General features: G+C 52.0%; 25 protein-coding genes and 1 pseudogene. 17 read left to right on the top strand and 9 right to left on the bottom strand.

The annotated features are described in order from the left end of the window. Positions 1 to 149: 149 nt before the first annotated feature. Entirely contained in the window at positions 150 to 575 is a 426-nt protein-coding gene (locus BZG13_RS06750; protein WP_069361792.1) for a universal stress protein, read from the bottom strand. Positions 576 to 796: 221 nt separating this feature from the next. Here BZG13_RS06750 and ftnA point away from each other — a divergent pair, with 221 nt between their 5' ends. The 4 genes from ftnA (at position 797) to BZG13_RS06730 (ending at position 4,210) form a co-directional block, all read left to right on the top strand. Then, positions 797 to 1,327, top strand: coding sequence for a non-heme ferritin (gene ftnA / locus BZG13_RS06745; protein WP_046074610.1), 531 nt, complete (start codon positions 797 to 799; stop codon positions 1,325 to 1,327). A 52-nt stretch (positions 1,328 to 1,379) separates the two neighbouring features. Further along, positions 1,380 to 1,727: a universal stress protein UspB gene (locus BZG13_RS06740; RefSeq protein WP_077485982.1), complete on the top strand. Its 348-nt coding sequence runs from the start codon at positions 1,380 to 1,382 to the stop codon at positions 1,725 to 1,727. Positions 1,728 to 1,827: 100 nt separating this feature from the next. Then, positions 1,828 to 2,949 (top strand): mechanosensitive ion channel family protein, encoded by a 1,122-nt coding sequence (locus tag BZG13_RS06735; protein ID WP_077485980.1) that lies wholly within the window; start codon positions 1,828 to 1,830, stop codon positions 2,947 to 2,949. Positions 2,950 to 3,025: 76 nt separating this feature from the next. After that, positions 3,026 to 4,210 (top strand): NAD(P)/FAD-dependent oxidoreductase, encoded by a 1,185-nt coding sequence (locus BZG13_RS06730; RefSeq protein ID WP_077485978.1) that lies wholly within the window; start codon positions 3,026 to 3,028, stop codon positions 4,208 to 4,210. 105 nt (positions 4,211 to 4,315) lie between these two features. On the opposite strand, the gene BZG13_RS06725 is transcribed toward BZG13_RS06730, so the two are convergent. Further along, complete coding sequence (locus BZG13_RS06725; protein ID WP_077485976.1) at positions 4,316 to 5,347, bottom strand: hypothetical protein; 1,032 nt, start codon at positions 5,345 to 5,347, stop codon at positions 4,316 to 4,318. A gap of 724 nt (positions 5,348 to 6,071) precedes the next feature. Here BZG13_RS06725 and BZG13_RS06715 point away from each other — a divergent pair. Continuing rightward, complete coding sequence (locus BZG13_RS06715) at positions 6,072 to 7,952, top strand: methyl-accepting chemotaxis protein (protein ID WP_077485972.1); 1,881 nt, start codon at positions 6,072 to 6,074, stop codon at positions 7,950 to 7,952. Between the two features lie 56 nt (positions 7,953 to 8,008). Here the strand turns inward: BZG13_RS06715 and BZG13_RS06710 are convergent, their stop codons facing one another. Together BZG13_RS06710 and BZG13_RS06705 are read right to left on the bottom strand one after the other, a co-directional pair. After that, the gene (locus tag BZG13_RS06710) at positions 8,009 to 8,698 is read right to left on the bottom strand and encodes a tRNA-uridine aminocarboxypropyltransferase (RefSeq protein WP_077485970.1); all 690 of its coding nucleotides are present in this window, start codon (positions 8,696 to 8,698) and stop codon (positions 8,009 to 8,011) included. An 87-nt stretch (positions 8,699 to 8,785) separates the two neighbouring features. Beyond that, a complete protein-coding gene (locus BZG13_RS06705) occupies positions 8,786 to 10,291 on the bottom strand; it encodes a hypothetical protein (protein ID WP_077485968.1) in 1,506 nt (501 codons plus the stop codon). Positions 10,292 to 10,385: 94 nt separating this feature from the next. Between BZG13_RS06705 and BZG13_RS06700 the strand changes: the two genes are divergently transcribed. Further along, entirely contained in the window at positions 10,386 to 10,841 is a 456-nt protein-coding gene (locus tag BZG13_RS06700; RefSeq protein ID WP_077456826.1) for an EVE domain-containing protein, read from the top strand. 47 nt (positions 10,842 to 10,888) lie between these two features. Here the strand turns inward: BZG13_RS06700 and BZG13_RS06695 are convergent, their stop codons facing one another. From BZG13_RS06695 to BZG13_RS06685, 3 genes are all read right to left on the bottom strand, one after another. Beyond that, positions 10,889 to 11,698: a Cof-type HAD-IIB family hydrolase gene (locus BZG13_RS06695; protein ID WP_069361785.1), complete on the bottom strand. Its 810-nt coding sequence runs from the start codon at positions 11,696 to 11,698 to the stop codon at positions 10,889 to 10,891. A gap of 101 nt (positions 11,699 to 11,799) precedes the next feature. Continuing rightward, positions 11,800 to 12,819, bottom strand: coding sequence for an alpha/beta fold hydrolase (locus BZG13_RS06690; protein WP_077456824.1), 1,020 nt, complete (start codon positions 12,817 to 12,819; stop codon positions 11,800 to 11,802). A 136-nt stretch (positions 12,820 to 12,955) separates the two neighbouring features. Then, entirely contained in the window at positions 12,956 to 14,554 is a 1,599-nt protein-coding gene (locus BZG13_RS06685) for an AbgT family transporter (protein ID WP_077485966.1), read from the bottom strand. Between the two features lie 250 nt (positions 14,555 to 14,804). On the opposite strand from BZG13_RS06685, the gene BZG13_RS06680 reads away from it, so the two are divergent. The 4 genes from BZG13_RS06680 to BZG13_RS06665 all read left to right on the top strand — a co-directional run bounded on the left by BZG13_RS06680 (position 14,805) and on the right by BZG13_RS06665 (position 17,396). Further along, a complete protein-coding gene (locus BZG13_RS06680; RefSeq protein ID WP_077485964.1) occupies positions 14,805 to 15,815 on the top strand; it encodes an acyltransferase in 1,011 nt (336 codons plus the stop codon). A 144-nt stretch (positions 15,816 to 15,959) separates the two neighbouring features. Beyond that, positions 15,960 to 16,319 (top strand): DUF4145 domain-containing protein, encoded by a 360-nt coding sequence (locus BZG13_RS06675; RefSeq protein WP_069361781.1) that lies wholly within the window; start codon positions 15,960 to 15,962, stop codon positions 16,317 to 16,319. 139 nt (positions 16,320 to 16,458) lie between these two features. Next, a complete protein-coding gene (locus BZG13_RS06670) occupies positions 16,459 to 17,094 on the top strand; it encodes a lysoplasmalogenase (protein ID WP_077485962.1) in 636 nt (211 codons plus the stop codon). Between the two features lie 2 nt (positions 17,095 to 17,096). Further along, on the top strand, positions 17,097 to 17,396 hold the full coding sequence (locus BZG13_RS06665) for a putative signal transducing protein (protein ID WP_069361779.1): 300 nt from the start codon (positions 17,097 to 17,099) through the stop codon (positions 17,394 to 17,396). 3 nt (positions 17,397 to 17,399) lie between these two features. Here the strand turns inward: BZG13_RS06665 and BZG13_RS06660 are convergent, their stop codons facing one another. Both BZG13_RS06660 and rsmD read right to left on the bottom strand, forming a co-directional pair. Further along, a complete protein-coding gene (locus BZG13_RS06660; protein WP_069361778.1) occupies positions 17,400 to 17,666 on the bottom strand; it encodes a DUF1145 domain-containing protein in 267 nt (88 codons plus the stop codon). A 10-nt stretch (positions 17,667 to 17,676) separates the two neighbouring features. Further along, complete coding sequence (rsmD, locus tag BZG13_RS06655) at positions 17,677 to 18,288, bottom strand: 16S rRNA (guanine(966)-N(2))-methyltransferase RsmD (protein WP_077485960.1); 612 nt, start codon at positions 18,286 to 18,288, stop codon at positions 17,677 to 17,679. An 87-nt stretch (positions 18,289 to 18,375) separates the two neighbouring features. On the opposite strand from rsmD, the gene BZG13_RS15445 reads away from it, so the two are divergent. The 7 genes and pseudogenes from BZG13_RS15445 to glpG all read left to right on the top strand — a co-directional run bounded on the left by BZG13_RS15445 (position 18,376) and on the right by glpG (position 23,683). Further along, entirely contained in the window at positions 18,376 to 18,684 is a 309-nt protein-coding gene (locus BZG13_RS15445; protein WP_241824784.1) for a hypothetical protein, read from the top strand. Then, positions 18,624 to 19,580: pseudogene (gene ftsY / locus BZG13_RS06650) on the top strand (signal recognition particle-docking protein FtsY); the annotation flags it as partial. The gene BZG13_RS15445 and the pseudogene ftsY, both read left to right, overlap by 61 nt. Positions 19,581 to 19,582: 2 nt before the next feature. Then, positions 19,583 to 20,251 (top strand): cell division ATP-binding protein FtsE, encoded by a 669-nt coding sequence (gene ftsE, locus BZG13_RS06645; protein ID WP_046074629.1) that lies wholly within the window; start codon positions 19,583 to 19,585, stop codon positions 20,249 to 20,251. Continuing rightward, positions 20,244 to 21,182 (top strand): permease-like cell division protein FtsX, encoded by a 939-nt coding sequence (gene ftsX / locus BZG13_RS06640; protein WP_069361988.1) that lies wholly within the window; start codon positions 20,244 to 20,246, stop codon positions 21,180 to 21,182. The genes ftsE and ftsX overlap by 8 nt, the downstream gene beginning before the upstream one ends. A 121-nt stretch (positions 21,183 to 21,303) precedes the next feature. Beyond that, positions 21,304 to 22,167 carry an RNA polymerase sigma factor RpoH gene (rpoH, locus tag BZG13_RS06635; RefSeq protein ID WP_069361987.1) on the top strand — a complete coding sequence of 288 codons (864 nt, stop codon included), beginning with the start codon at positions 21,304 to 21,306 and terminating at the stop codon, positions 22,165 to 22,167. Between the two features lie 319 nt (positions 22,168 to 22,486). Next, complete coding sequence (glpE, locus tag BZG13_RS06630) at positions 22,487 to 22,825, top strand: thiosulfate sulfurtransferase GlpE (RefSeq protein ID WP_069361999.1); 339 nt, start codon at positions 22,487 to 22,489, stop codon at positions 22,823 to 22,825. A gap of 21 nt (positions 22,826 to 22,846) precedes the next feature. After that, positions 22,847 to 23,683 (top strand): rhomboid family intramembrane serine protease GlpG, encoded by an 837-nt coding sequence (gene glpG, locus BZG13_RS06625; RefSeq protein ID WP_077485959.1) that lies wholly within the window; start codon positions 22,847 to 22,849, stop codon positions 23,681 to 23,683. Positions 23,684 to 23,845: the final 162 nt, after the last annotated feature.

Here is a 23,845-nt window from a genome sequence, read left to right as displayed (position 1 = left end):
GATATCGTAAATAAAAAGGCAGTGTACCGTTTCATCGCGGGGACGCAATCGGTTCGTCTTGGTGTGGATAAGAGAGAAAGCAATGATGAAAGCAAGWAGGCGGCATCACCGCCTTCACAGGGCCTTCACAGGTAAGAGAGGCGGTGCAGCTAGTCGCGGATAGGCACCATTAACAAATCGACCGGTGTTTTATTGAGTAATTGCTTGGTGGAGGACAGCAGCGAGCTCCAAAAGTCTTGGTGGTGGCCGACCACGACCAGATCAATGCCCATGTTTTGAATCGACTCCGTGATTTCTTCGGCAAGATCGCCACTGCTGACCAAGGTATGTGTCACCGAGCTTTGCGCATCACTGGCCAGTTGATTCAGCTTTTGCTGCGCCTCTTCAATCACACGATTACGCGATTCGACCAAGTTGATGTCGATGAGCCCGGTGTAAAGCTCGGCGTAATTGACGTCGATGTGTACCAAAGAGAGCTGAGCGTCGAGGGCACAGGCTAAGACATCGGCTTTCTTGAGCAGGCGTTCACTGTCATCTGACAAATCGACAGCAACCAAAATATGCTTATATGACATAGGGTTATCCTTTTTCTATGAGGCTGTCATCGCAGTTTAGCGAGCTTGCGTATAAAAAACAGTCACTGTGATCGCATTCCGATCAACAATTCGACGATGACACGAGTCATAAATTCGATACAAGACTCGGTATCGATGCCGTTAGTCGGCGTGATCCGCTTGAAAACCAACGTGCTGCTGGTCAGAATGGCAGCTAACCCCAAATAAAGAGGATGTTTTATATGCTAGCACCTGCCATGGTTGACAGGCTCAATGAGCAGATCAATTTGGAGTTTTTCTCATCAAATCTATACTTACAAATGAGCGCTTGGTGTGAGGATCAAGGCTTCGAAGGAGCCGCGCGATTCCTACATAAGCACGCACAAGAAGAGATGCAGCATATGCAGCGCCTTTTTACTTACGTCAGTGAGACAGGGGCAATGCCTATTTTGGGTTCGATTGATGCACCGCGTCACGAATTTGCATCACTGGGCGAAGTGTTTCGTGAAACCTATCAGCACGAGCGCTTGATTACGGAAAAGATTAACAGCTTGGCGCACGTTGCGTTTACCACGCAAGATTATTCAACTTTTAACTTCTTGCAGTGGTATGTAGCGGAGCAGCATGAAGAAGAGAAGCTGTTTAAAGGCATACTCGATAAGATCGAGTTAGTCGGCGAAGATGGCAAGGCGCTGTTCTTTATCGACAAAGACTTGGCATCGATGGCAGTTGAAGAGTCTACGTCAGTGATGGACGGCTCAGCAGGGCAGTAATCGACTTACCTCTCCCTCTGAGCGCTATCCGGCGTAGCGGAGGGAGAGGTCTATGAACGGTGATATCCTGATCATGGCGGTATTTACTGTCATGCTAGTCAATTTCGCGCGCTACCTATCTTCATTGCGTGCACTGGTAGTGATGTTACGCGACGCCAATCCGCTGCTTTATCAGCAAATCTGTCGTGGCGATAACAACTTTTTCTCACTCTCACCCCAAGGCGATATCTCTCGGCAAAAACGCTTGTACCAGTACATTCGTAGTCAGGAGTATCTGCATCATCACGATGAAGTATTCGTGGGAAAATGCAACAAAGTACGCCACTTGTTCATCCTTAACGCTGCGTTGTCTGGTGCCTTGCTCGCGACCTTTTTTCTCGTCGCTTTTGCGGGCTTGTAAGCGGACGCCAATAATTTCGACAAAATGCTGACCGAGGTCAGCATTTTTTTTGTTAGTCTGACAAGCATAAACGCCTAGACACCGTAATCGTGAGGGAAGCATGCAAAGCCTAATCCAATGGTGGCAATCACTCTATCAAGCCGCCGCGTGGGACTGGATCTCAGATATTGTCATTTTGATGGGGCTTGGAGCCGTCGCCTGGGCGCTATGGCGTGTGTTGATGGGGCGCTTAAAGGCACTGGCAGAGCGCACGCAAACACGTTGGGATGATGTGCTGTGGCCCGCGATTGATACGCCATTTTCCCTCTTAATCTGGGGCTGGCCTGCGTTTCATGCTCTAGAAATTTTTCTTGATAATACCGCAGGTCACTTGAATTTAAGCTGGGTGAGCGTGATCAGAGAGCTGCTGGTCGTGTTCTTATTGATCTGGTTTTTGCTCCGATTGGTCAACAGTGGAGAGCAGCTGTTATTTGACGAAGGGCGCCGTGATCACACCACGATTAACGCCATTGGTAACGTCTTACGCGCACTCGCCGTCTGCATTGGCGTGATTACGCTGCTACAAAGCCTGGGTGTCAGTGTCTCCGGGTTACTCACGGTTGGTGGTGTGGGGGGCTTAATTGTCGGTCTTGCCGCCAAAGATTTGCTTTCCAACTTTTTCGGCGGGGTGATGATCTACTTTGATCGCCCATTTAAAGTCGGCGACTGGGTGCGCTCCCCTGATCGCAACATTGAGGGCACGGTGGAGAAAATTGGTATTCGCATGACAGTGGTTCGCACCTTTGATTTGCGCCCTTTATACGTGCCCAACTCGGTATTCAGTAACGTGGTGGTGGAAAACCCCTCGCGGATGCTGAACCGTCGGATTTACGAAACCATTGGGCTGCGTTATCAAGACGCCGATAAAATCAGTGCGGTAATTGATGATGTGTATGCGATGTTGGAAGCGCATTCAGATATTGAAACGCGGCAAACCTTGATTGTGAACTTCAACAGTTTTGGCCCGCATTCACTTGATTTCTTTATTTACACCTTCACCAAAACGGTCAACTGGCAGCGTTACCATCAGGTAAAACAAGACGTGTTATTAAAAGCGATTGAAATTATTCATCAGCACGGTGCGGATATTGCTTTCCCAACCCGTACGTTGCATATGGACCCTAGTATGATTGAGCAAAACGCAGGTGCCATGATGGCACCGCCTGACGCGCAGACGCGTTAAATCGCGCTTGCCGCTCACGTGCGGGCTGCTACAATGCCGCTCCCACAGGGTGAGCAGAGAATAAACAGGTAAGCGTGTGACTGAGTATGATGTAATTGTGATTGGCGCCGGTGCCGCCGGATTGATGTGTGCGGCACAAGCTGGCCAACGTGGTCGCCGTGTTTTGGTGGTGGACCATGCCAAAAAGCCGGGCCGCAAGATCCTGATCTCGGGCGGCGGACGCTGCAATTTCACTAACTATGATGTCACCGCCAATAACTTCTTGTGTGAAAACCCGCACTTCGTCAAATCCGCATTGGCGCAATACAGCCAATGGGACTTTATTGGTCTGGTGGCCACCCATGGTGTGGCCTATCACGAGCGTGACCATGGCCAGTTATTTTGTGATGACAGCGCCAAAGATATCGTTAACCTGCTCTTGGCCGAATGCGACCAAGCCACCATCAGTCAACGCTATCGCTGCGAAGTGCATGATATCGAACAAGAAGAAGCCGGCTTTCGCCTTAAACTCAATGGCGAGTCGGTGCGCTGCCAGTCGTTGGTGGTCGCCACGGGCGGCCTTTCCATGCCCAAGCTCGGTGCCACGCCCTTTGGTTACCAGCTTGCCGAACAATTTGGTTTAAAGGTACTGCCCACCCGCGCTGCCTTAGTGCCGTATACCTTGCACCAAGAAGACAAAACCCGCTTTGCCGATATTTCCGGGGTGTCGGTGCCGTGTTCGATCACCACCGAGTCTGGGGTGTGCTTTAGCGAGAACCTGCTCTTTACCCATCGCGGCTTATCAGGGCCGGCGGTCTTGCAAACCTCCTCGTTTTGGCAGCCGGGTGAAGCGGTCACCATCGATTTACTCCCCAGTGAGTCGCTAAAAGACGTGCTGGTGGCGATGCGTGATAAGCACCCCAACCAAACCTTAAAAACCGCACTGTCTCGCCTATTCCCCAAACGCTTGGTCGAGGTCTTGATTGCGCGCGATAGCTTGCCGGATAAACCGCTCAAGCAGCTCGATGACAAGCAGCTTGATAGGCTTCATCACTATTTTCACCAGTGGTCTATTGCCCCAAACGGCACTGAAGGTTACCGCACCGCAGAAGTGACGCTTGGTGGGGTAGATACCCACGCAATTTCCTCGAAAACCCTTGAAGCGCGAGATATCCCCGGCCTGTATTTTATCGGTGAAGTGCTTGATGTCACCGGCTGGCTCGGCGGCTATAACTTCCAATGGGCTTGGAGCTCCGGCTGGGTCGCCGGTCAGTATGTGTGACGGAGGGGTCAAGAAAAACCACCAAGTTGATGCTTGGTGGTTTGTCGGAGCGTCGATGGTGTTATGTGAATTTACCGATGTTGTTTAGCTATATTCGACATCCCTTTAAAAGGGTTCGTCACCCGTATCGGCCTTGATGAAAGCCTTGGTGTGCTCAGCGGTAAAATCTTCTTCGTAGTTTCTGCCAGTCCAACTATAAGACGGTTTTATCTTACCGCCGTTTAGCCTGATGGGCTGAAAGTTTTCATCTGTAAACGTGGTATATTTTGTTTGTGCGATTACGATTTTTTGGCCTGTTGTTTTGATCTCGAATGCTGCCCCTGGGACGAAAACAAAATAGTACTTGTTGCCAATCATTTCACGGGCTTGCTCTGCATCCGCTTTAATGAACGTTGCCGCGCGTTTGGTATCGGCATAGCTTTTTCGTGCGTTTTTAACAGGATCGAACTTAGGGCGCGCTTTGTGGTGCGAAAAACCAACGTGTCGCCCGTAGCGATTGTGCTGCGTGATAAGGCTCGACATCAAATAGACATTCTTTTCAACGTCGTCAGTAAAACCCATGAAATCTAGCCATGTCAGCTTATCTTGTTTCTCGGTGAGCGGGTTTTTACCGCCGCGCATACCTCTGGTTTTGGCGTATAGGTCAGAAATGGGCGTATCAATCGCCGCCACGGCCATGCCGCGCAAGATCTGGCGGTTGTATTTTGAATAATAAATGTCGTCTGACGTGTGACTGTTATACAGGTTATTGGTGGACAGAATTGCGAAATCTTCGAGTGGTTTTTCAATCGCGCCTTTTTCCAACAACCATTGACTGTCGAGCGCGATGGAAAATCCGTTGTAGTCACCGTTATACATTTCAGGTGTGAGCGTGACTTCTAAGCTGAGGTATCGTGGCTCCATTTGGAGGTCGATAATTTGCCGAGCGGCTGAATACAATGCCTGATCGACATATTCTTGCTCCCCTTGAAATTGATCTTCTTCGATATTGATAGGGGTGGTGTTATCAATAATATCTTGTACGACTGCGTTCGTTATCGGCTTTGCCGCTAGCGCCGCTTCTCTGTTTACATCGTAGGTTGATTTGCAGGCCGTCAATGATAAGGCGGCAAGCAAGATTATCATTTTGTATTTCATGTGTGCCTCAAAGGTAAAAGTATCGTGGTACACGTCGTTAACGGTTGGGTGTTGCTGTCGTTAGCGACGTGTTTAAAAAGGTTATCATAACACAGTGATTGTACAGTTAATTAGCTGTCTTTTAGGCGTCCTCAACAATATAATTACGTCCGTTCTAGTGAGAGAAGTGAGTTAATTGCGTCACGTAAACGCCAATTGCGATCACGGTAGTGGATGCTGCTAACACCCAAGCTAGCTCACTTGTGCGAGGGTTAAACACATTGGTGAACAAAACGAGTCCGCTTAAATTCATAATCATATGAATGGCATTAAAGTGCGTGAAATTTGCCGTAATTAGCGTCAGCATCGAGGCCAAGTTCTGCTGGGCTGGGTCGGTATACACATAAGCGAACCGTACCTTTTAAAAATGCAACCCCACCAGTCTTGTTCTGTAAGTGGCTGATTGTATGTGGCCGCTTTGTACAAGCGTTATTGTGCGAACACAAACGTTAGTTCTAAATAATACCTACTTGACTGTTTTTTAACTTAAAAATAGCAATCCTTTCTCAGTATTGATACATTAGCGCGCTTGCCATGTCGGATAAAAATTATTCGGCGCTGTGAACCCGCGATGCGCTGGATGGGCTCGCGGTACCCTAGGGACGGGGTGACGGCTGTTCACTATTGCTACCTCGGTTATCGGGGAGTTTGGAATTAACCTGTCGTTGCTTTGAGAGCCGTTCCCATGCAGTTATCACTAAAACAAAAATTAATTGGGGCATGCTTATCTGCTGTATTGCTGATGGCCGCCTTTCTCACCTGGCTTGCGGTAAGCCAAATTCAAGCCCAAACCCAGTCGAGCATCTATAGCCGCGTCAGTGGTATCGCCGATGCGGCGACTGAATCGATCAGCGGTTGGGTGCAAATCCGTGCTGATATCACCAGTGCCTTTACCGATTACACCAGCAGTAGCCATCGTGTGAGTTATTTGCAGCAAGCGCGCGAGGCCGGTGGGTTTGACGATATCTACTTTGGCACCCCAAAAGGCGCCATGTATCGTTCGCGTCCTGAGCGCAACCGCGATGATTATGACCCTCGCGTCCGTCCGTGGTACAAGCAAGCCGTGAGCGAAGGTAGCCCGATTATTACCACTGCTTACAGTGATGCGATTACCGGTGCGATGTTGGTGACTTTGGCCGAGCCAGTACGTCGCAATGGTGAATTGATGGGTGTGGTGGGCGCAGATGTGTTGATTGACCAGCTGATCCGTGACGTGACCCAATTAAACGTGGGCAAAAATGCGAACGCGATGCTGTTAGGCGCTGATGGCACTTTTCTCGCCCACAAAGACAAAGCGCGCCTGCTAAAACCGTATCGCAGCTTGTCTCCTGAGCTGAATGAAAACCGCGTGCGTCAGGCGTTGGCACAGCAATCGCTGGTAGAATTGCCTGTCGATGGCGTTGATAAACTGTTTTACTTTGCCTCGGTTCCTAACACCGATTGGGTGCTGGCGATTGAGCTGGATAAGCGCACCGAATACGCCAGCCAGGGTGATGCCTTGTTCGATCTTATACTGACAGCCCTCGTTATCACCTTGCTGGTGGCCGGTGCTGTGACGTGGTTGATGCACGTGTTGTTCCGTGATTTGCTCAATGTGTCCGCCGCGCTAGAAGAAATTGCCTCCGGTGAAGGGGACTTAACCCAGCGCCTTGAGCCACACAGCAATGATGAAATTGGTAAGCTCGCCAATAACTTCAACCGTTTTGTCGGCAACATGCACACCATGGTGTCGCATTTACGCCAGCTGTCTGGCTCGCTCAAGCAACAGGCCGAGCTGACCGCGGCACAAGCCGAAGAGCGCTCTACCCGGATTGGTCATCAGCAAGATGAAATCAATATGGTGGCGACCGCTATCCATGAAATGGCCTCGGCGACCCAAGATATTGCCGGCAATGCGGATAACACCGCGCGCACCGCCCAAGAGACCGAAAGCGTCGCCAACGATGGCGGCCAACAAGTGGAGCAAAGTAAGCACTCGATTACCGAGCTTGCCCGTGAAGTGGAAGCGGCGACCGGTGTGATTGGTGAGCTCGACCAGCATGCGCATAGCATAACTAGCATCTTGTCGACCATTCAAGAAGTGGCCGAGCAAACCAATCTGCTGGCGTTGAATGCCGCGATTGAAGCAGCACGCGCCGGTGAGCATGGCCGTGGTTTTGCGGTAGTGGCTGATGAGGTACGGATATTGAGCCAGCGTACTCATGCTTCAACCACCGAAATTCAGCAGATGATTGATACCTTGCAGCAGGCAACCGGTCGCGCGGTGACCATGATGCAAGATAGCCAGCAACGTGCGCATGCCAGTGTGGACGATGCCAGCGCGGCGAACGAAAGCTTGAGCCAGATTGTTGCGGCGGTGAGCCAAATTAGCGATATGGCCACCCAAATTGCCTCGGCAGCGGAAGAGCAATCGAGCGTCACTGCGGAGATCACCCGTAACTCAGAGGGCATTCGCGATGTGTCCAATGAGCTATCGACCGAAGCGGATGAAGCCGCGCGTCAAGCCGCGACGTTATCCGAGCTTTCTCATAGCCTTGAGCAAGAGATCAGCCGCTTTAAGCTGTAGCCCATAAACGACTTAAACGCCGAGCATGGCAGTGCGCTGTGCTCGGCGTTTTTTGTTCATTCTTTTGGGGGCAGCATCTTTGGGGCGGCGAGCGGTGTGGTGTGATGGTGGCGATCGGCCTCGTAGCTCTTCATAAAGTGGACCAGAAAATGGTCCAGCTGCGTGGCGGCGTTCACGTCGCCTTGGCTTCGTAGTAATGCACTCACCGCTTCACTGGTACACAAGTGTCCCGGTGGTTGGTTGCGCCTGAGTGTATATTGTGAGGCCGCAGTCGACGGCAAACTGACCCGCGGCAGACGATGGAGCCACGGGCTTTTATTGAGCATTTTTTGCGCCTGCTGCCAAGTCGCATCCAGCACCACAAACTGTAACGGCGCGCGAGGCGCTTTGGTGGCGGCTAACGCCTCCGCGCAAGAGACTGACCCATCCGCGCAAGAGACAGACCGAACCGCGTCAGCAAATAGCCTATCTGCCGGGATAGCATCACCACTGGGAAACAACAACCAAGGTGACACATCACCGCGCGCCCAGCTGTCGAGCAAGGCTTGCGGTGGTTGCTTGCGTTGCCAAATTTCGATTTTCGTGTCGGGCAGCGCCGCTTTAACCAGTTTGCCGGTGTTGGATTGGCGCGCCGCTTCGTTTTCGTGCATCACCAGCACGCATTGCAATTGGCTTTCCAGCGGCCAATAGCAGTGACAGATACAGTGATAGGTAAAACCGCATTGGCGGCAGGGCGAACGGGCCATCAGACTCTCCTCAAGGTGTCAGGTTGCTATTGTGCGCAAGTCCGACAAGGAATGCGAGCTCACGTGCCACGGTCGCGCGCGTCTACGTTATTCTTCTCCCAATACCGCCCCTTGCTGGGTGGCATAGATGCCATCGGCAAATAAGGCGGTGTCTGAGCCATCCGGTTTGGGCGCGCGAGGCGCAGTGCTGGGGTTAAGTGGATAACGCTGCCCATCAAATCGCATCACATGGTGGCCTGCCGGCGCACCACCGCCACCGACCGGCACGATTAGATCATGCCAACCCTGGCTTTGGTTGCGTGCTAATAAAAGCGGCACATGCACCAGTGTCATGCGGCTATTAAACTGCCAGCCTTGCGCGTCGCCTTTAAACACCAATAAGGTGCAGCCGCCACTGCCACAGCTGTCGGTCAAGACCAACAGCTCAGGCTGCCCGTCTTGATTGAGATCGTGGGTGAGCCAGCGATAGGTGAGTGGGCCGGTTTGGCCGTTATCGCTGAGGTAGTCTTTGAGTGCTTGCTCAACGCGCGGGTTTTTCTCGGCGCTGCCTTTAATGCCGGTTTGGTTTGATACGTTCACGGCATCCCCGACTTTGAGCCTCAGCGTTAAGCCGTCATGACCTAATGAGTAGGTATTGCCATTAAAGGTTTCCTCGGAGGCGGTGAGGGTAAACCCGTTACGTGTATATATGCGCTCAGACACCACCATTTGCTCACCACTGCGAGTAGTGAGCACTTGCACTTGATTGTCCCCGATCGGCTGCCAAATCCCGGTTTCTTTGGTCACCGCTTCCCCTTGTGGGTGGTAGCTGGTGATGGCGCTATGATCGGGCAGCAAGGTCAGTTGTGTGGTCAGTGTCGGTTGGCCGGGCGACTGGCTGGTACCTTGGTATTCGCCCGCCCAATGCTGACTGGTATCCACTGACGGCAAGATCGCACACCCTTGGTAAGTGCCTTTCGCTGTTTTTAAACGTGCTTGCCAGCCATAGAGGGTGTTAGCGCTTTGTTGGCAGCCTTGCGCGCTAAGCGTTAAAGCGGCTTGTTGGGCTCGGAATTGTGCTTGCTCTTGGCTCATGCTTTGTCCGCTGAGCGGGCGCTCTTGTGAGTCTTGCTCGCTTTCCCAAGCGAGGTGTCCTTGACCGACGGCCGCCGACCAGGTGGTCGGGGTCTGTCCTTCCGCCAACAAGGTATTACGCGGTTGCGCGCATCCCTCTAGTTCGCTGGTGAGCATATTTAAGCGTGTCATGGTCACCGCGGCGGGGTAATCAGCACTGTATCCGCGGCGTGACACCGGCGTAAAGTAGCCCTCAAATTCACTGTATACCGGCCCGGCCTGCTGGGATAAGGTTGCGCGTTGATCGGCGGTTAAATCCAGCCAATATTGCTTTTGACTGCCGCACGGCGTGAAGCTAGCTGTTTCGGGACTGACAGAGATTTGGCCGGTTTGCATAAAAGGCTGCGGCGTATGAACCAGACCCGTGTCAACTTTATCGCTACGATGCCCAAGCTCTACGGGGCCCGAAGGACTGCTGCTGCAAGCTGCGAGGGTCAGCATACTGACCGACACGATAATAAGAGGGCGAAAAGATGGCACGAAAAACTCCTTGTACTGAGCGAAAAGAGAGGCTTGCGCCTGGATTACGGGCAGGGCAAGATTGCCGCCATCATCCGGTTAAGAGCAAGCTAGCATGAGTTATTGGTTATTTAAAACAGAGCCAGATACCTTTTCGATAGACACACTAAAGCAGCAAAAGGTTTCATGTTGGGAGGGCGTGCGCAATTACCAGGCACGCAATATGTTGCGTGATGAGGTAAGCGTTGGCGATGAAGTGTTGATTTATCACTCCTCGTGCAAACACGTGGGTGTGGTGGGGATCGCCACCGTCGTGCGCGCGTGTTACCCCGATCATACTCAGTTTGAGCCACAAAGCGGCTACTTTGATCCGAAAGCCACGCCTGAGACACCGCGTTGGTTTATGGTGGATGTGGCATATCAGCGTCATCTGCCACTGATTAAGTTGGCTGAAATGAAGCAAAACCCGGCACTGGCTGAGATGCCGTTGGTGAAAAAAGGTAACCGGCTGAGTGTGATGCCGGTTACCACAGCGCAATGGCAGGCAATCTTGGCGATGGCGGGGGAATAGTGCATCGCTATCAGACGCCTGTTGGCTCACGGTGAGAGCCAGGTCGCTTATAAAAGTGAGTCTAATAGGTGCGCTTTCAAATAGCGCGCTACCGCCTCATCAGCGTGACTACCAATAATGGCTTTATCTGAGAGGGTGGATTTGACACGTGCTTGGGCGGTAGCCATCACCAAACCTTGCCCAGCGGCGCGCAACATTTCCACATCGTTCATGCCATCACCAAAGGCAATACAGTCGGCCAAGTTGAGCTGATGACGACGTGCCACTTCCTCTAACGCCGCGCCTTTGGACACGCCATTACCCATGACTTCCAAGCAGAATGGCGTCGAAAATGCCACGCTGATGCTCTCGCCATACTGGGACAAAAACTGGTGTTCGTATTTGAGTAAGTGGTCGTGATCGTGGCGAATAAAGAAAATCTTCGCGATGTTATCGACCGGTGGGTTGTCGACATCAAACTCCTGGGCGTTAAAGCCAGAGTCTTTATGATAGCGGGCGAGCTCTTCATCCATTTTGCTCAGCAGCCAGTCATTATCGCGATACAGATGAATAGTGACGGTCGGATCTTGTTTCACCTCATTGATGAGGTTGGCAACAATCTCAGGGTCAACATTGTGTTGGAATACCAAATTGTCATCGCTGTCATGCACGCGTGCGCCATTGGAGGTGATCATGTATGCAGGAATGCCGACGGTCTCACGAATGCTAGCCACGTCAACATGATGACGCCCGGTGGCAAATACAAAGTGGATGCCTTGCTGATGCAGTTGTTCCAACACCTGTTTGGTATAGGGCGCGATACTGTGCTCTGGGGTGAGCAGGGTACCATCGAGATCAGAAGCGACGAGTTTGTACATCATGTCCTCATTAGTTAGGCGATCACAATCACAGTATGTTTGAGTCTACTGCAACTGACGACGGCGAAAAAGGGAACCTTCTCACTGTTCGATTTCCGCTTTTAACGTTGGCACTGAGTTTGAAAAAAATCATCGATGGCCGTGAATGCTGCTTGGCGATGTGTATCGGTTTCAAACAAGATTTCGTGCCGCGCACCTTGGAAAAACTGCCATTGACTCGGCTGATTGGCTTGCCGGCGTAAAAAATGGAACTCGGCCATGGCGGGATTAGACACAATCTGTTCGCCGCCGGCTTGGCAAATAAGTATCGGGGTCGCCAATTGGGGGGCGATGGCTAAACAGTGCTGGGCCGCTCCCATGCCCTCGGCAATCCAGCGCGCACTTGGCCCGCCGATTTGCAACTGAGGCTGATTGATGTAGAGCTGACGAAACCAGGCGTAGCGTGCGCGTGAATGGGTTAAGCGGTTTTGCTCAAACGGCACATGGCGATAACCCACTTGGCCGGGCCCAAAGCGAGGTGGATGCTGATAGCGCGCTAACGAGCGGCATAGCCAAGGCGCGATACGCCCAAGCCAAGGATTCACTTGCACGCCAAACATGGGTGCGGTCATCGCAAGCCCGTCTATGGCATGGGGAAATTGGTGCGCATAGAGTGTGGCGATGGCTCCGCCCATGGAATGGGCGAGCATAAATGTTTGGTCGTATTGCCGATGCGCGGCAATAAATTGCATAAAAGTCGCTAGATCAGTGACATAGTCGTCAAAGCGTTCGACATGACCCAGATCGCGCGGTTTGATCACGAGCCGCTCGGACAACCCTTGGCCGCGGTGATCAAAGCTGTAGACGTCATAGCCCATCTGAAAGAGGTCATAAAAAATCTCTTGATACTTCATCACGCTTTCTATGCGGCCATTGACCACCACGACTGCCCGCGTGTTCTGCGGATGGGTAAAGCTGCACCAGTGCAAACGCAACCCGCCCTCACCGTGGAAGTAGCCTTGTTCACGCTGTTGCCAAAAAGGTGTTATCTGGTGTTTAAATGCATCGCTCAGCACTGCTTCACGGGCGAGAGAGTGCGCATCAAAAGCCGGCTGATCCTGACTGTCGGCGAGATCTGTCATCTTGGTTTACCATCACTGAGATAGACTTACTATAACCGTCTTGAGGGATGGATGAAAATGACACTTGTGGGAAAAGCGCCGCGGCAAAAAGAAAAGGCAAGCGCGAGCGCTTGCCTTAACACCGAATAACGATAAGTTACTGGTTGAAGTTGTAGTAGGTTTCTGCGCCAGGGCCAACGGGTAGACCGAGCACGAACACCCATACGTAGAATAGGATGCTCCATCCAACCATAAAGATCATCGAATAAGGCAACATGGTGGCAATCAAGGTACCAATCCCCAGATTTTTCACATAGCGACACGCCACCGCCAAAATCAGCCCGAAGTAACTCATCATCGGGGTAATGATGTTGGTCACTGAATCGCCAATTCGATAGGCCGATTGAATCGTCTCTGGGGCATACCCGACCAGCATTAACATCGGCACAAAGATCGGGGCAGTGATCGCCCACTGCGCGGATGCTGAGCCGACCGAGAGGTTAATCAGGCCACACATCAAGATGAAGGCAAAGAACAACGCTGGCCCTGTTAAACCGATGGTTTGCAAGAAGTCAGCACCGCCGACGGCAATCACTTGGCCAAAATTAGTCCATTTAAAGAAGGCCACAAATTGCGCGGCGAAGAACACCAGCACGATATACATGCCCATGGCGCTCATCGACTTAGACATCGAATCAATCACGTCGCGATCGTTATTGATGGTGCCGACGGTGCGGCCAAACACGATACCTGGGACGGCAAAGAACACCATGATAAAGGCCACAATGCCTTTCAAAAACGGCGAGCCTGCCACTTCATTGGTCTCGGGGTGACGCAGTGGTCCCCACTCAGGGACGATGGTAAGCGCTAAAATACCGCTGACAATCAGCACCGCAATCCCGGCATTGCGAAGACCGCGTTTCTCGTCATCATTCAGCTTGCTCGCGGAGGCGGCGGCGACATCTTCAGAGGCTTGGTCGTGGTCATACTGTCCCAGCTTAGGCTCGACAATCTTATCGGTGATCCACGCGCCCACAATGGCAATGAAGAAGGTAGAAATGAACATAAAGTACCAGTTCATTTCAGGCCCAACGCTGTAATCCGGGTCAATCATCTGCGCGGCTGACTCGGTGATCCCTGAGAGCAAAGGGTCGACAGTTCCCAACAATAAATTGGCTGAATAGCCGCCGGATACACCCGCAAACGCGGCGGCAAGCCCGGCTAATGGATGGCGGCCTAATGAGTGGAAAATCATCGCCGCAAGCGGGATTAACACCACATAACCAAGCTCTGAAGCCGTATTCGAGATAATACCGGCGAACACGATGGTAAAGGTCACGGTGCGACGCGACGCGCCCATTACCAGACCGCGCATCGAAGCGGACAGCAGCCCGGAGTGCTCTGCGACTGACACACCGAGCATGGCGACCAGCACGGTGCCGAGTGGGGCAAAGCCGGTAAAGTTTTTCACCAAATTGGTGACGATCATTTGCAAGCCTTCGGCGTTGAGCAGGCTTTGCACATAAATCATGCCATCGGCCGCGCGCCCTTTGGCACCCTCTGGGCGGGGGTCGGCGACAGACACATCAAAGTAGCCAGCAATACCCGAGGCGAGCAGGATAGCGACACAGAAAATCGCGAATAAAGTCACTGGATGAGGGAGCAGGTTACCGAGCCACTCGACGGTATCGAGAAAGCGCGTAAACAGTGTGCGCTTGTGCGGCCCACCTTGTTGCTCAGTGGTACTTGAGTGCATGGGATTGGTCTCCTTGGTTGTACTGCATTTCCCGTCTATGGGAAAAGGAGGCCGAATGTTAATTGTTTTTTAACTTAAATAGCAAGATTAAAAGCTAGTTATTAAGGTTAAAACGCGATCTGTGTGCTGCTAATTAACTTAAAAAACAACATATTTGACTGGATAATGACTTTAACGGACATCATTTGACGGGAAGTTGGCGTATGATGGATGGGTGCTCGAACCGGTAACGGGTTAAAAGTGTTAACAAATGCAACAGACTAAAACACAGACACATATTGATTACCTCGACATATTGCGTGTCCTCGCCGCTTTTTTCGTGGTGGCGATTCATGTACTCGGCCCGTATCGGTTTCAAATCGGTGATATCGCGCTGAGTGATTGGACCGTCGCGGTGGGGCTAAACAGTGCGAGTCGCTGGGCAGTGCCGATTTTTATCATGATTTCCGGCTTACTGTTGCTCTCGTCGACGCGCCCTTTCAGTTTGCGCCATTTTATCCGCCGCCGCGTGGTTAAGGTGGTGGTGCCCTTTTTGGTGTGGTCGTTGGCTTTTGCGTGCCTGTCTGGACTGACGCCGGATGGTTTTTCGTGGCAGACCGTCGTTCAAACACTCGAGGCGGCGCCTGATCATGAAACCTATTATCACCTCGGTTTTTTTTACTATTACATTCCGCTGCTACTTTGGGTGCCCTTGCTGCGTCCGTTAGTGCCACGCTTACCGCCATGGTCAGTGGCGTTGGTTGGCATGGCGTGGATAGGCGTCACCGCTTGGTATTTAACCGGCGCGCATGGCTGGTGGCGGAATGATTTTATCCTGTACGGCGGTTACTTATGGCTCGGCTATTGGCTGCACCAAGCGCCACGTGCGTTGTCACTGTGGTGGGGGCTGGGCCTGTTGGCATTGGGGATGACCGAGTATCACGTGTTGACCACCAGTGTTACGCATCAACAATATATTACCGAGGGGTGGCTGTCGTATACCACGGTTAATACGGTACTGATCAGTGCTGCTCTGTTTCTGGCGGTGAGGCAATGGCGAGCGGGGAAAGCAACCCCATCGTGGTTGGCGACCTTAAGTCGTTATAGTCTCGGGATCTACCTGATTCACCCGGTGTTTCTCTGGCCCGTGCGTGCTTATTGGCCCACCTTATCGCCCGCACTGGTTTGGATCCCCTTACTGACGCTGTATGCCTTTGCGGGGGCGGCGTTGACCACTGCTGTACTCCAGCGTTATCGCGCCACCGCGTGGTTGGTGCCATAAATGATGACACTTTTGACGACAAGGGCGGTCATAACTGATTGAATATAGGATGACAGGATCAGATCGCAATCATGAAGCCTGATGCCCCTAAATGGTATAAAAACCACCATACTTATAAGGTGGGGGCCGGTAAGGAGAGAGACCATGGATGACGTCGCAGTGGTGATTAAGCACAGTAAGCGCCTAGAAAGCTTGCTGCGTGAGCACTATCACGCCGAAGGGAAAGGGCTCCATCAGCTTATCGACAGTAGCCAAAAACGGCTGCCGCATGAGGTGATCAAGAAATTGCGCTTTGTGGCGACGATTCGTAATAAGGTCGTTCATGAAGAGGGTTACGAAGTGGACGATATACGTGAATTTATATCGGTGAGCAAATATTGTGAGTCAGAATTAGTGCCGCGAAGCAACCGATTGATTTGGCGGCTTGCCGCGGGGCTTATCCTGCTGTTTACCGCGGGGGCAATTGGTTTTTACGCGCAAGTGTGGCCGCAGTGGAGTGGTTAGCTAACCATAATGATCGGTTGTCACCTCACGGTTAACGTTACGATTTTTTTAAACTGGATCTTGTTCTCATCAAGGGACGCTGGACATCTCCGCCAGCCTGCCTAGACTTGGCGTCCTTGTCTTGAAAGGAATGATACTCATGTGGAGCTGGTTCGCTGTCTGTTGTTCTGGACTGCTGCATATCTCCGCAGCCTACCGGGGCCCGCGTTGGCAGTTTTATCTGTTTAAACCGCTGACTATTGCGATGCTAATGGCGATAGTGGGCACTCACATTAGCGCCTCTCATTATGCGCAATGGGTGTTCGTCGCGTTGTTGTTTTCCGTGGTGGGTGATGTCTTTTTAATGCTCCCTAAAGACAGATTTGTGCAGGGGTTAACCAGCTTTTTGCTCGCCCATCTTGTCTATATCTTCGCGTTTTGGGCACAGTTTGATGGCCATATGGTGTGGTGGTTGCCCGCTATGCTATCGGGACTGGGCATTATCGTCTTTCTTTTACTGCTCCCAAACTTAGGCCAGCTCGCGCTGCCTGTGGCCGTGTATATTGCCGTGATCACCCAGATGGTCTGGGCGGCGGGTGAATATTGGCTGAATACCCACTCGCCCGCGGCGGCGCTCGCACTGGCTGGCGCTATCTGTTTTATGGTGTCAGATACGGTGCTGGCGTTTGTCCGCTTTAAAGGTGAATTTCGCCCTGCACAAGCGATGGTGATGTCGAGTTACTTTTTCGCGCAAGCACTGATCAGTGCCTCGGTGGTGATCGCTCAAGGAGGGTGAGGATGGAAAAAGTCTATCAAGCGATGAATACACTGGAGGCCCATAGCCTAAAAGGCCTGTTAGCCAGCCACCACATTGATTGTGTATTGAAAGGCGAAGCGTTAAGTGCAGCAGTGGGCGAGTTACCCGCCGATGTGCAAGGTGTGACCTTATGGGTTGCCCCAGAAAACGTCGCTCAAGCAAGACAATTACTGCAGGCGTATGAAGCGCAAAGCGAGACGCACTGGGTATGCGAGCACTGTGGGGAAGAGAACGCCGGCAGTTTTGAACTATGCTGGCAATGCCAGCATAGTCGTGAGTGAGGGCTACATCATATGCTTGCGGCGAATATCGAGCAGCGCAAAAATCCCAAAAATTAGGATTGACCACTTTTCCCAGCGGCTCATGGCAATTTTATCGCCAAACGCCCCCAAAAAAATCAGCATTTGTAGCCCGTGCATGACCAGCAAAAAACCCGTCATAATATAAAGTGCCATGGCGGCCACACCCGGAAACGGATGGACAATATTGGCAATCAATACGAGCCACACAAAGGCGATGGCGGCTTTGGCGAGTAAAATTAATCCTTTCATTGCGTTTCTCTTATGCCTTGTCGTTGAAATAGAGACGGAAGTTGACTTGTCCAGCACGCTTTTCACGGTGGCAGTGCCAGCTTCCTGGGACGTGATAGTCATCCAGCTCACTCTCCGCTTCAACGTAAATACATGCCCCAGGTGCGAGCCATCCGTTGTTTTCTAGCGCAGCCAAGGTGTCGTTAAGCAACCCTTGATGAAACGGGGGATCGACGAAGACCACATCGAATGGGCCGTTTTTCGGCGGGGTCGCGAGAAGCGCTAGGGCATCGGTGCTGTCTACTTGCGCATTCTCTGCGCCAAGCTGCGCGAGGTTATCTCGCAGTTGCTTGGCTGCCGCGGGGTTTTTTTCGCAAAACTGCGTCCAAGCGGCGCCGCGAGAGAGGGACTCAAAGCCCAATCCGCCACTGCCAGCAAACACATCCAGACAGCGTGCCCCCGGTAAATAGGGTGCCAGCCAATTAAACACGGTTTCTTTTACCCGGTCGGTCGTCGGGCGTAACCCTTGCGCATCTTGCACCACAAGCTTACGGCCACGCCAGCGGCCAGCAATAATACGAACAGACCCAGCTCCCCGAGAGGCGTGAGCCGATGAAGATTTGCGGTTGGCGCGTTTAACCATAGATTTTTTGACCGTAAAGAAGGTGATAGACTATGTCGATTCGGTATTGAGTCGCTGATTGTATCAAGCATGCTTTAGGATTTGCCAATGGCAGAAAAAAAGAAACGTGGATTTATGTCATGGTTGGGTTTGGGTCGGAAAAAAGACCAGACACAGCCTGAACCAGAACAAGCGTCGCCAACGACTGCGTCAGACGGGGCGGAAGAGACGGCAGAGTCAACCACATCGGTAGAAACACCGATTGATGAGGCGAGCCCGCAACAATCGCAAGAAACCCTTGCATCTGATAGCSARAGCCAGAGCCAGAGCCAGAGCCAGAGCCAGAGCCAGAGCCAGAGCCAGCTGCGGTTCGCGAGCGTGAAAAACCGCAACGCGAAGGCTTCTTTACCCGCTTAAAACGTGGCTTACAAAAAACCAAAACCAACTTAGGGTCGGGGTTCTTTGGCCTGTTTAGCGGTAAGAAAATCGATGATGACTTGTTTGAGGAGCTCGAAGAGCAGCTGCTTATCTCTGATGTGGGGATGGAAGCGACCACCAAAATCATCGATAACCTGACCGATAAAGCCAGTCGCCGCGATTTAAAAGATGGCGAAGCCTTATATGGCATCCTCAAACAAGAAATGGCGAACATGCTGGAAAAGGTCGAGCAACCGCTGGTGCTGACCGATCAAAAGCCGTATGTGATCTTAATGGTCGGGGTCAATGGCGTGGGGAAAACCACCACCATTGGTAAATTGGCGCGCCAATTCCAAGACCAAGGCAAGTCGGTGATGCTGGCTGCCGGTGACACCTTCCGTGCGGCGGCGGTGGAACAGCTGCAAGCCTGGGGTGAGCGCAACCAGGTGCCTGTGGTCGCGCAACACACGGGCGCCGACAGTGCCTCTGTGCTGTATGACGCGATTGAAGCGGCCAAAGCGCGCAACGTCGATGTGGTGATTGCGGATACGGCAGGGCGCTTGCAGAACAAAGCCAATTTGATGGAAGAGCTGCGTAAGATTGTGCGTGTGATGCAAAAGCTGGATGTGGGGGCCCCACACGAGGTGATGCTGACACTGGATGCTGGCACCGGGCAAAACGCCATCAGCCAAGCCAAGTTGTTTAATGAGATTGCACCGATAACGGGTATTACGCTGACAAAATTAGACGGTACTGCCAAAGGCGGAGTGATTTTTGCCGTGGCAGAACAATTTAATATTCCGATTCGCTATATTGGTGTCGGTGAAGGCATTGAAGATTTACGCACCTTTAACGCCAACGACTTTATCGAGGCGCTCTTTAGCCGGGAGGAATAACCGTGATTCAGTTTCAGCAGGTAAGTAAAGCCTATCGGGGCGGTCGTCAGGCGCTGCAAAAAGTCAGCTTTGAGCTTCCCAAAGGGGATATGGCGCTGTTAACCGGCCATTCTGGTGCCGGAAAGAGCACGCTGCTGAAACTGATCTGCGCCATTGAACGCCCCAGCGATGGGCAGATTTACTTCAATGGCCATGATATTTCCCGCATTCCGCGCCAAGATATCCCCTTTTTGCGTCGCCATTTAGGGATCATTTTTCAGGATCATAACCTGCTGATGGACGCGACTGTCTACGAGAATGTGGCGTTGCCGTTGCGTATTGAGCAGCAGCCAGAAGGTGAAATCAAAAAACGTGTGTCAGCGGCGTTGGATAAAGTGGGGCTGTTGGATAAAGCGCGTTGTTTCCCGATTCAGCTATCAGGGGGCGAACAGCAGCGCGTTGGGATTGCCCGGGCGGTGGTCAATCGCCCGCAAGTCCTGTTGGCGGACGAGCCAACGGGGAATCTCGATGCCGCGTTATCAGCGCAAATCATGGAGCTTTTTCGCCTGTTCAACCAAGTAGGCGTGACCATTCTCATGGCAACCCATGACACTAGCTTGCTGGAGCAATATCGTCATCTTAGGCGCTTTGACCTTCAGCAAGGCAGTTTGGCGGAGGTCAGTCATGGCTGAATCTTTTATGCAGACGCAAAAGCGTCATGCCTCGACGGCCTGGCGGGATCTGTTTCAACGCCCGATGGGGAATCTACTCACCTTGATGGTGTTAGCGGTTGCACTTTCCTTACCCGCGACCTTCTACTTATTGGCCAAGAATGTGGTGGCAGTGAGCGCGCAGTGGCATAGCCCTGCTGAGCTCAATGTGTTTTTAACCCCCGAGCAATCGTCGCAGCAAGGTGAAGCACTGGCGAAGCAGCTGGGGGGTTGGCCCGCCATTGATAGCATTGAGTACATCTCGCCCGACCAAGGGATGGCGTCGCTCAAACAGCAGCGAGGCTTTAATCAAGCGGTGAGCTTGTTAGATAATAATCCTTTGCCTGCTGTTTTGGTGGTGGTACCTGACGTGACCCGTGCAGACGGAGAAGACGCCATCTCTTTGACCGCCCGTGTTGAAGCTTTGTCCGACAAACTTTCGGCACTGGCTGAAGTCGACGAAGTGCGGTTAGATACGGATTGGCTAGCACGGTTGGACGCGATCAAAACGCTGGCCATTACGCTTGCCTGGCTTTTTTCYGGGTTGATGTTGGCAGCTGTCGTGCTACTCGTGGGGAATACCTTGCGGTTGCAGGTACTCCATCATCGTGCACGGATCCAAGTGATGAAAATGGTCGGAGCGACCGATCGTTTTATCTTACGGCCTTATCTTTATATGGGCGCATGGTTGGGCGGACTGGCGGCGATCGTCGCGTGGTTACTCACCGGCTTAAACACCTGGTTAATGGATGGGGCGGTGCGGCAATTTGCACAGCTTTATGACAGTCCCTTTACCCTTAGCGGACTCAATTGGGATGAATCTTTGCTATTGTTAATGGGCTCCATCTTACTTGGGGTGTTGGCGGCGCTGCTGGCGACGCGCCGACATTTAAAAGAAATTGAACCTGTGTAGGGTGAATATGGTCATAGACCCACAACACACAGATAAAGGCTTGCAGTTTGCCCCTGCTTGGGTATATTTTTGCATGCTTAATCAGCAATTCGGTCTTCGACGATTCGGAAACGAGGTTTGAATGACAAAAGAGATGAACGCATTGGCACCGATTGTTCAAGATAACATCGACGGTTATCTGCAAGCGGTAAACAGCCACCCTATGCTCAGCGCTGAAGAGGAGCATTCGCTGGCCGAGCGTCTCCATTATCATGGTGATCTGGAGGCGGCGAAGTCGCTGATCTTATCTCACTTGCGTTTTGTTGTTCATATCGCCCGTGGATACACCGGATACGGTCTCCCGATGGCAGACTTGGTACAAGAAGGCAACATTGGCTTGATGAAGGCGGTGAAGCGTTTCAACCCAGAGGTTGGCGTGCGCCTCGTGTCCTTTGCTGTCCATTGGATCAAAGCTGAAATTCACGAGTACGTATTGCGTAACTGGCGTATCGTTAAAGTGGCAACCACCAAAGCGCAGCGTAAGCTTTTCTTTAACTTGCGTAAAAACAAAAAGCGCTTGGGTTGGTTTAATAACGACGAAGTGAATATGGTCGCAGAGCAACTCGGCGTGGAAGCGTCTGAGGTGCGCGAAATGGAAGCGCGGTTGGCCGCACAAGATGCGACCTTTGAAGCGCCGGCGAATGCCGACGATGAGCGCGAAAACGGTCCAATGGCCCCTGTCTATTATCTGGAGGACAAAACCTCCGATATTGCCGCGTCGCTAGAGGCGGAGAACTGGGAATCGCACGCCAATCGCCGCTTGGCCAGCGCACTCTCGGCACTGGACGAGCGCAGCCAACATATTGTTCGCTCGCGTTGGTTAGACGATGATAAGGCCACATTGCAAGATCTCGCGGATCATTATCAAGTGTCGGCGGAGCGTATTCGTCAACTTGAGAAGAACGCGATGAAAAAACTGAAGCAAGCAATGGGTGATGCGCTGTAAGCGCGCAGTCAATCGAAGATGAACCGGCCACTAGGCCGGTTTTTTTATGTCTATCGAATAGATGAAAACCGTGATATTAAAAAGTTATTCACAGCTTATCCTGGATCCTTACTACATCTAGTGGATCCTAATCAAGGATCATCGCTTATCAACGCAATCCACACCTTTTTCCACAGTCGATCAAAAAACGCACGTTGCTGGTTTGGTGACGCAGACGTGTGCGCGCAAACTCAGGTACAATGCAGGTTCACCGTGAGGAGCACGTTATCGCCGTGTGACGTCAGTTGGGAATAACTTTGTGAGTGAAGAGGTAAAAGGTATGGATCAGTTTGCACACATCTCTGTGACCGATGCGTGGGAAATGCTGCGTGATGATCAGCAAAATGCAGTATTAGTGGATATTCGCGATCCGCAAACATTTCAGGTTGCTCACCCTCAAGATGCGTACCACCTGACTAACGATACCTTGGTCTCGTTTATGGATCAGGTCGACTTTGATCAGCCGGTGCTGGTGATGTGTTATCACGGGATCAGCAGCCAAGGCGCGGCACAGTATTTGATCAATCAAGGCTTTGATGCGGTATACAGTGTCGATGGTGGCTTTGAGGCTTGGCAGCGCCAAGCGCTGCCGACCGCGTCGGGTATCGATCTTAAATAGTGATCATCAATAGGACACGTCATGCAAAAACTCGCGGTACTGCCAAATGCACGCTTGGCACAGGCGTTTGTCGATTATGCGGCGGCGCATCGGGTCAGTCTTGAGCTTGCCCCCGAGCCARACGCACAAGTGGCGATTTGGTTAGTCAACGATGATGATAAGGCGTGGGTGGATAGCGAGCTGGAACGATTTATCGCTGATCCCATGCACAGTCGTTATCAAGCGGCATCTTGGCAAGTCGCCGAAACCCGTCATGCCCGTTTTCATTATCCGTCAGCCGGATTGTGGCAAACCGTTAAAGATAAATCTGGCCCGGTCACTCTAATGGTTATGAGTGCCAGCGTGGTGTTGTTTGCACTTATGACGCTCGGTGGGTTTGAGGTCGTGGTGCGCAGCTTGCTGTTTCCGGCAGACAGTGAACAGCGCTGGCAGCTGTGGCGTCTATTCAGCCATGCACTGCTGCATTTTTCCGCGTTGCATATTATTTTCAACTTACTCTGGTGGTGGGTGCTTGGTGGTCGCATCGAGCGCCTCGGCAGCAGCAGTAAGCTGGTTCAAATCTTTTTATTCGCCGCGCTTTTCTCGGGACTCGGCCAGTATTGGTTGGAAGGGCCTTACTTTGGTGGTCTCTCGGGCGTGGTTTACGCGCTGTTAGGCTATTTATGGTGGATGACTTGGCTGGCGCCATCGCGTGGTCTCACGGTAGAAAAGCCGTATGTTGTCTTTATGCTGGCATGGCTGGTGATTGGCTTTTTCCAGCCGATGGGCATGAACATTGCCAATATGGCGCATTTATTTGGTTTGATCATCGGCTGTTTGCTGGCGCTTTGGGATGCAAAACGCCATTCAACGGGCTGAAAGGGGTCTACACGTGGTGGGTTTATCCGCCGTTGATAGAAAAAAGAGCAGGTATCTGCTCTTTTTTTGTTCGTAAGCGCAATTTTATTGCGTCAGATCTATGTTTTTATGTTCGCTTTCACGGTTTTTGTTTTCAATTTGAGTGATTATTCTACCTGTTGA

The sequence above is a fragment of the Salinivibrio sp. ML323 genome, from assembly GCF_001995745.1.
Classification (GTDB): Bacteria; Pseudomonadota; Gammaproteobacteria; order Enterobacterales; family Vibrionaceae; genus Salinivibrio; species Salinivibrio kushneri.
This window is presented reverse-complemented; position numbering and strand designations above follow the sequence as displayed.

What these genes read in the sequence shown, in the direction of transcription:
- BZG13_RS06740 (WP_077485982.1), top strand. Translation starts at nt 1,380, where the DNA reads ATGAACGGTGATATCCTGATCATGGCGGTATTTACTGTCATGCTAGTC.
- ftnA (WP_046074610.1), top strand. Translation starts at nt 797, where the DNA reads ATGCTAGCACCTGCCATGGTTGACAGGCTCAATGAGCAGATCAATTTG.
- BZG13_RS06735 (WP_077485980.1), top strand. Translation starts at nt 1,828, where the DNA reads ATGCAAAGCCTAATCCAATGGTGGCAATCACTCTATCAAGCCGCCGCG.
- BZG13_RS06715 (WP_077485972.1), top strand. Translation starts at nt 6,072, where the DNA reads ATGCAGTTATCACTAAAACAAAAATTAATTGGGGCATGCTTATCTGCT.
- BZG13_RS06670 (WP_077485962.1), top strand. Translation starts at nt 16,459, where the DNA reads ATGTGGAGCTGGTTCGCTGTCTGTTGTTCTGGACTGCTGCATATCTCC.
- BZG13_RS06695 (WP_069361785.1), bottom strand. Translation starts at nt 11,698, where the DNA reads ATGTACAAACTCGTCGCTTCTGATCTCGATGGTACCCTGCTCACCCCA.
- BZG13_RS06710 (WP_077485970.1), bottom strand. Translation starts at nt 8,698, where the DNA reads ATGGCCCGTTCGCCCTGCCGCCAATGCGGTTTTACCTATCACTGTATC.
- BZG13_RS06725 (WP_077485976.1), bottom strand. Translation starts at nt 5,347, where the DNA reads ATGAAATACAAAATGATAATCTTGCTTGCCGCCTTATCATTGACGGCC.
- rsmD (WP_077485960.1), bottom strand. Translation starts at nt 18,288, where the DNA reads ATGGTTAAACGCGCCAACCGCAAATCTTCATCGGCTCACGCCTCTCGG.
- BZG13_RS06660 (WP_069361778.1), bottom strand. Translation starts at nt 17,666, where the DNA reads ATGAAAGGATTAATTTTACTCGCCAAAGCCGCCATCGCCTTTGTGTGG.
- rpoH (WP_069361987.1), top strand. Translation starts at nt 21,304, where the DNA reads ATGACAAAAGAGATGAACGCATTGGCACCGATTGTTCAAGATAACATC.
- BZG13_RS06750 (WP_069361792.1), bottom strand. Translation starts at nt 575, where the DNA reads ATGTCATATAAGCATATTTTGGTTGCTGTCGATTTGTCAGATGACAGT.
- BZG13_RS06700 (WP_077456826.1), top strand. Translation starts at nt 10,386, where the DNA reads ATGAGTTATTGGTTATTTAAAACAGAGCCAGATACCTTTTCGATAGAC.
- BZG13_RS06680 (WP_077485964.1), top strand. Translation starts at nt 14,805, where the DNA reads ATGCAACAGACTAAAACACAGACACATATTGATTACCTCGACATATTG.
- BZG13_RS06685 (WP_077485966.1), bottom strand. Translation starts at nt 14,554, where the DNA reads ATGCACTCAAGTACCACTGAGCAACAAGGTGGGCCGCACAAGCGCACA.
- BZG13_RS06675 (WP_069361781.1), top strand. Translation starts at nt 15,960, where the DNA reads ATGGATGACGTCGCAGTGGTGATTAAGCACAGTAAGCGCCTAGAAAGC.
- BZG13_RS06665 (WP_069361779.1), top strand. Translation starts at nt 17,097, where the DNA reads ATGGAAAAAGTCTATCAAGCGATGAATACACTGGAGGCCCATAGCCTA.
- glpE (WP_069361999.1), top strand. Translation starts at nt 22,487, where the DNA reads ATGGATCAGTTTGCACACATCTCTGTGACCGATGCGTGGGAAATGCTG.
- BZG13_RS06690 (WP_077456824.1), bottom strand. Translation starts at nt 12,819, where the DNA reads ATGACAGATCTCGCCGACAGTCAGGATCAGCCGGCTTTTGATGCGCAC.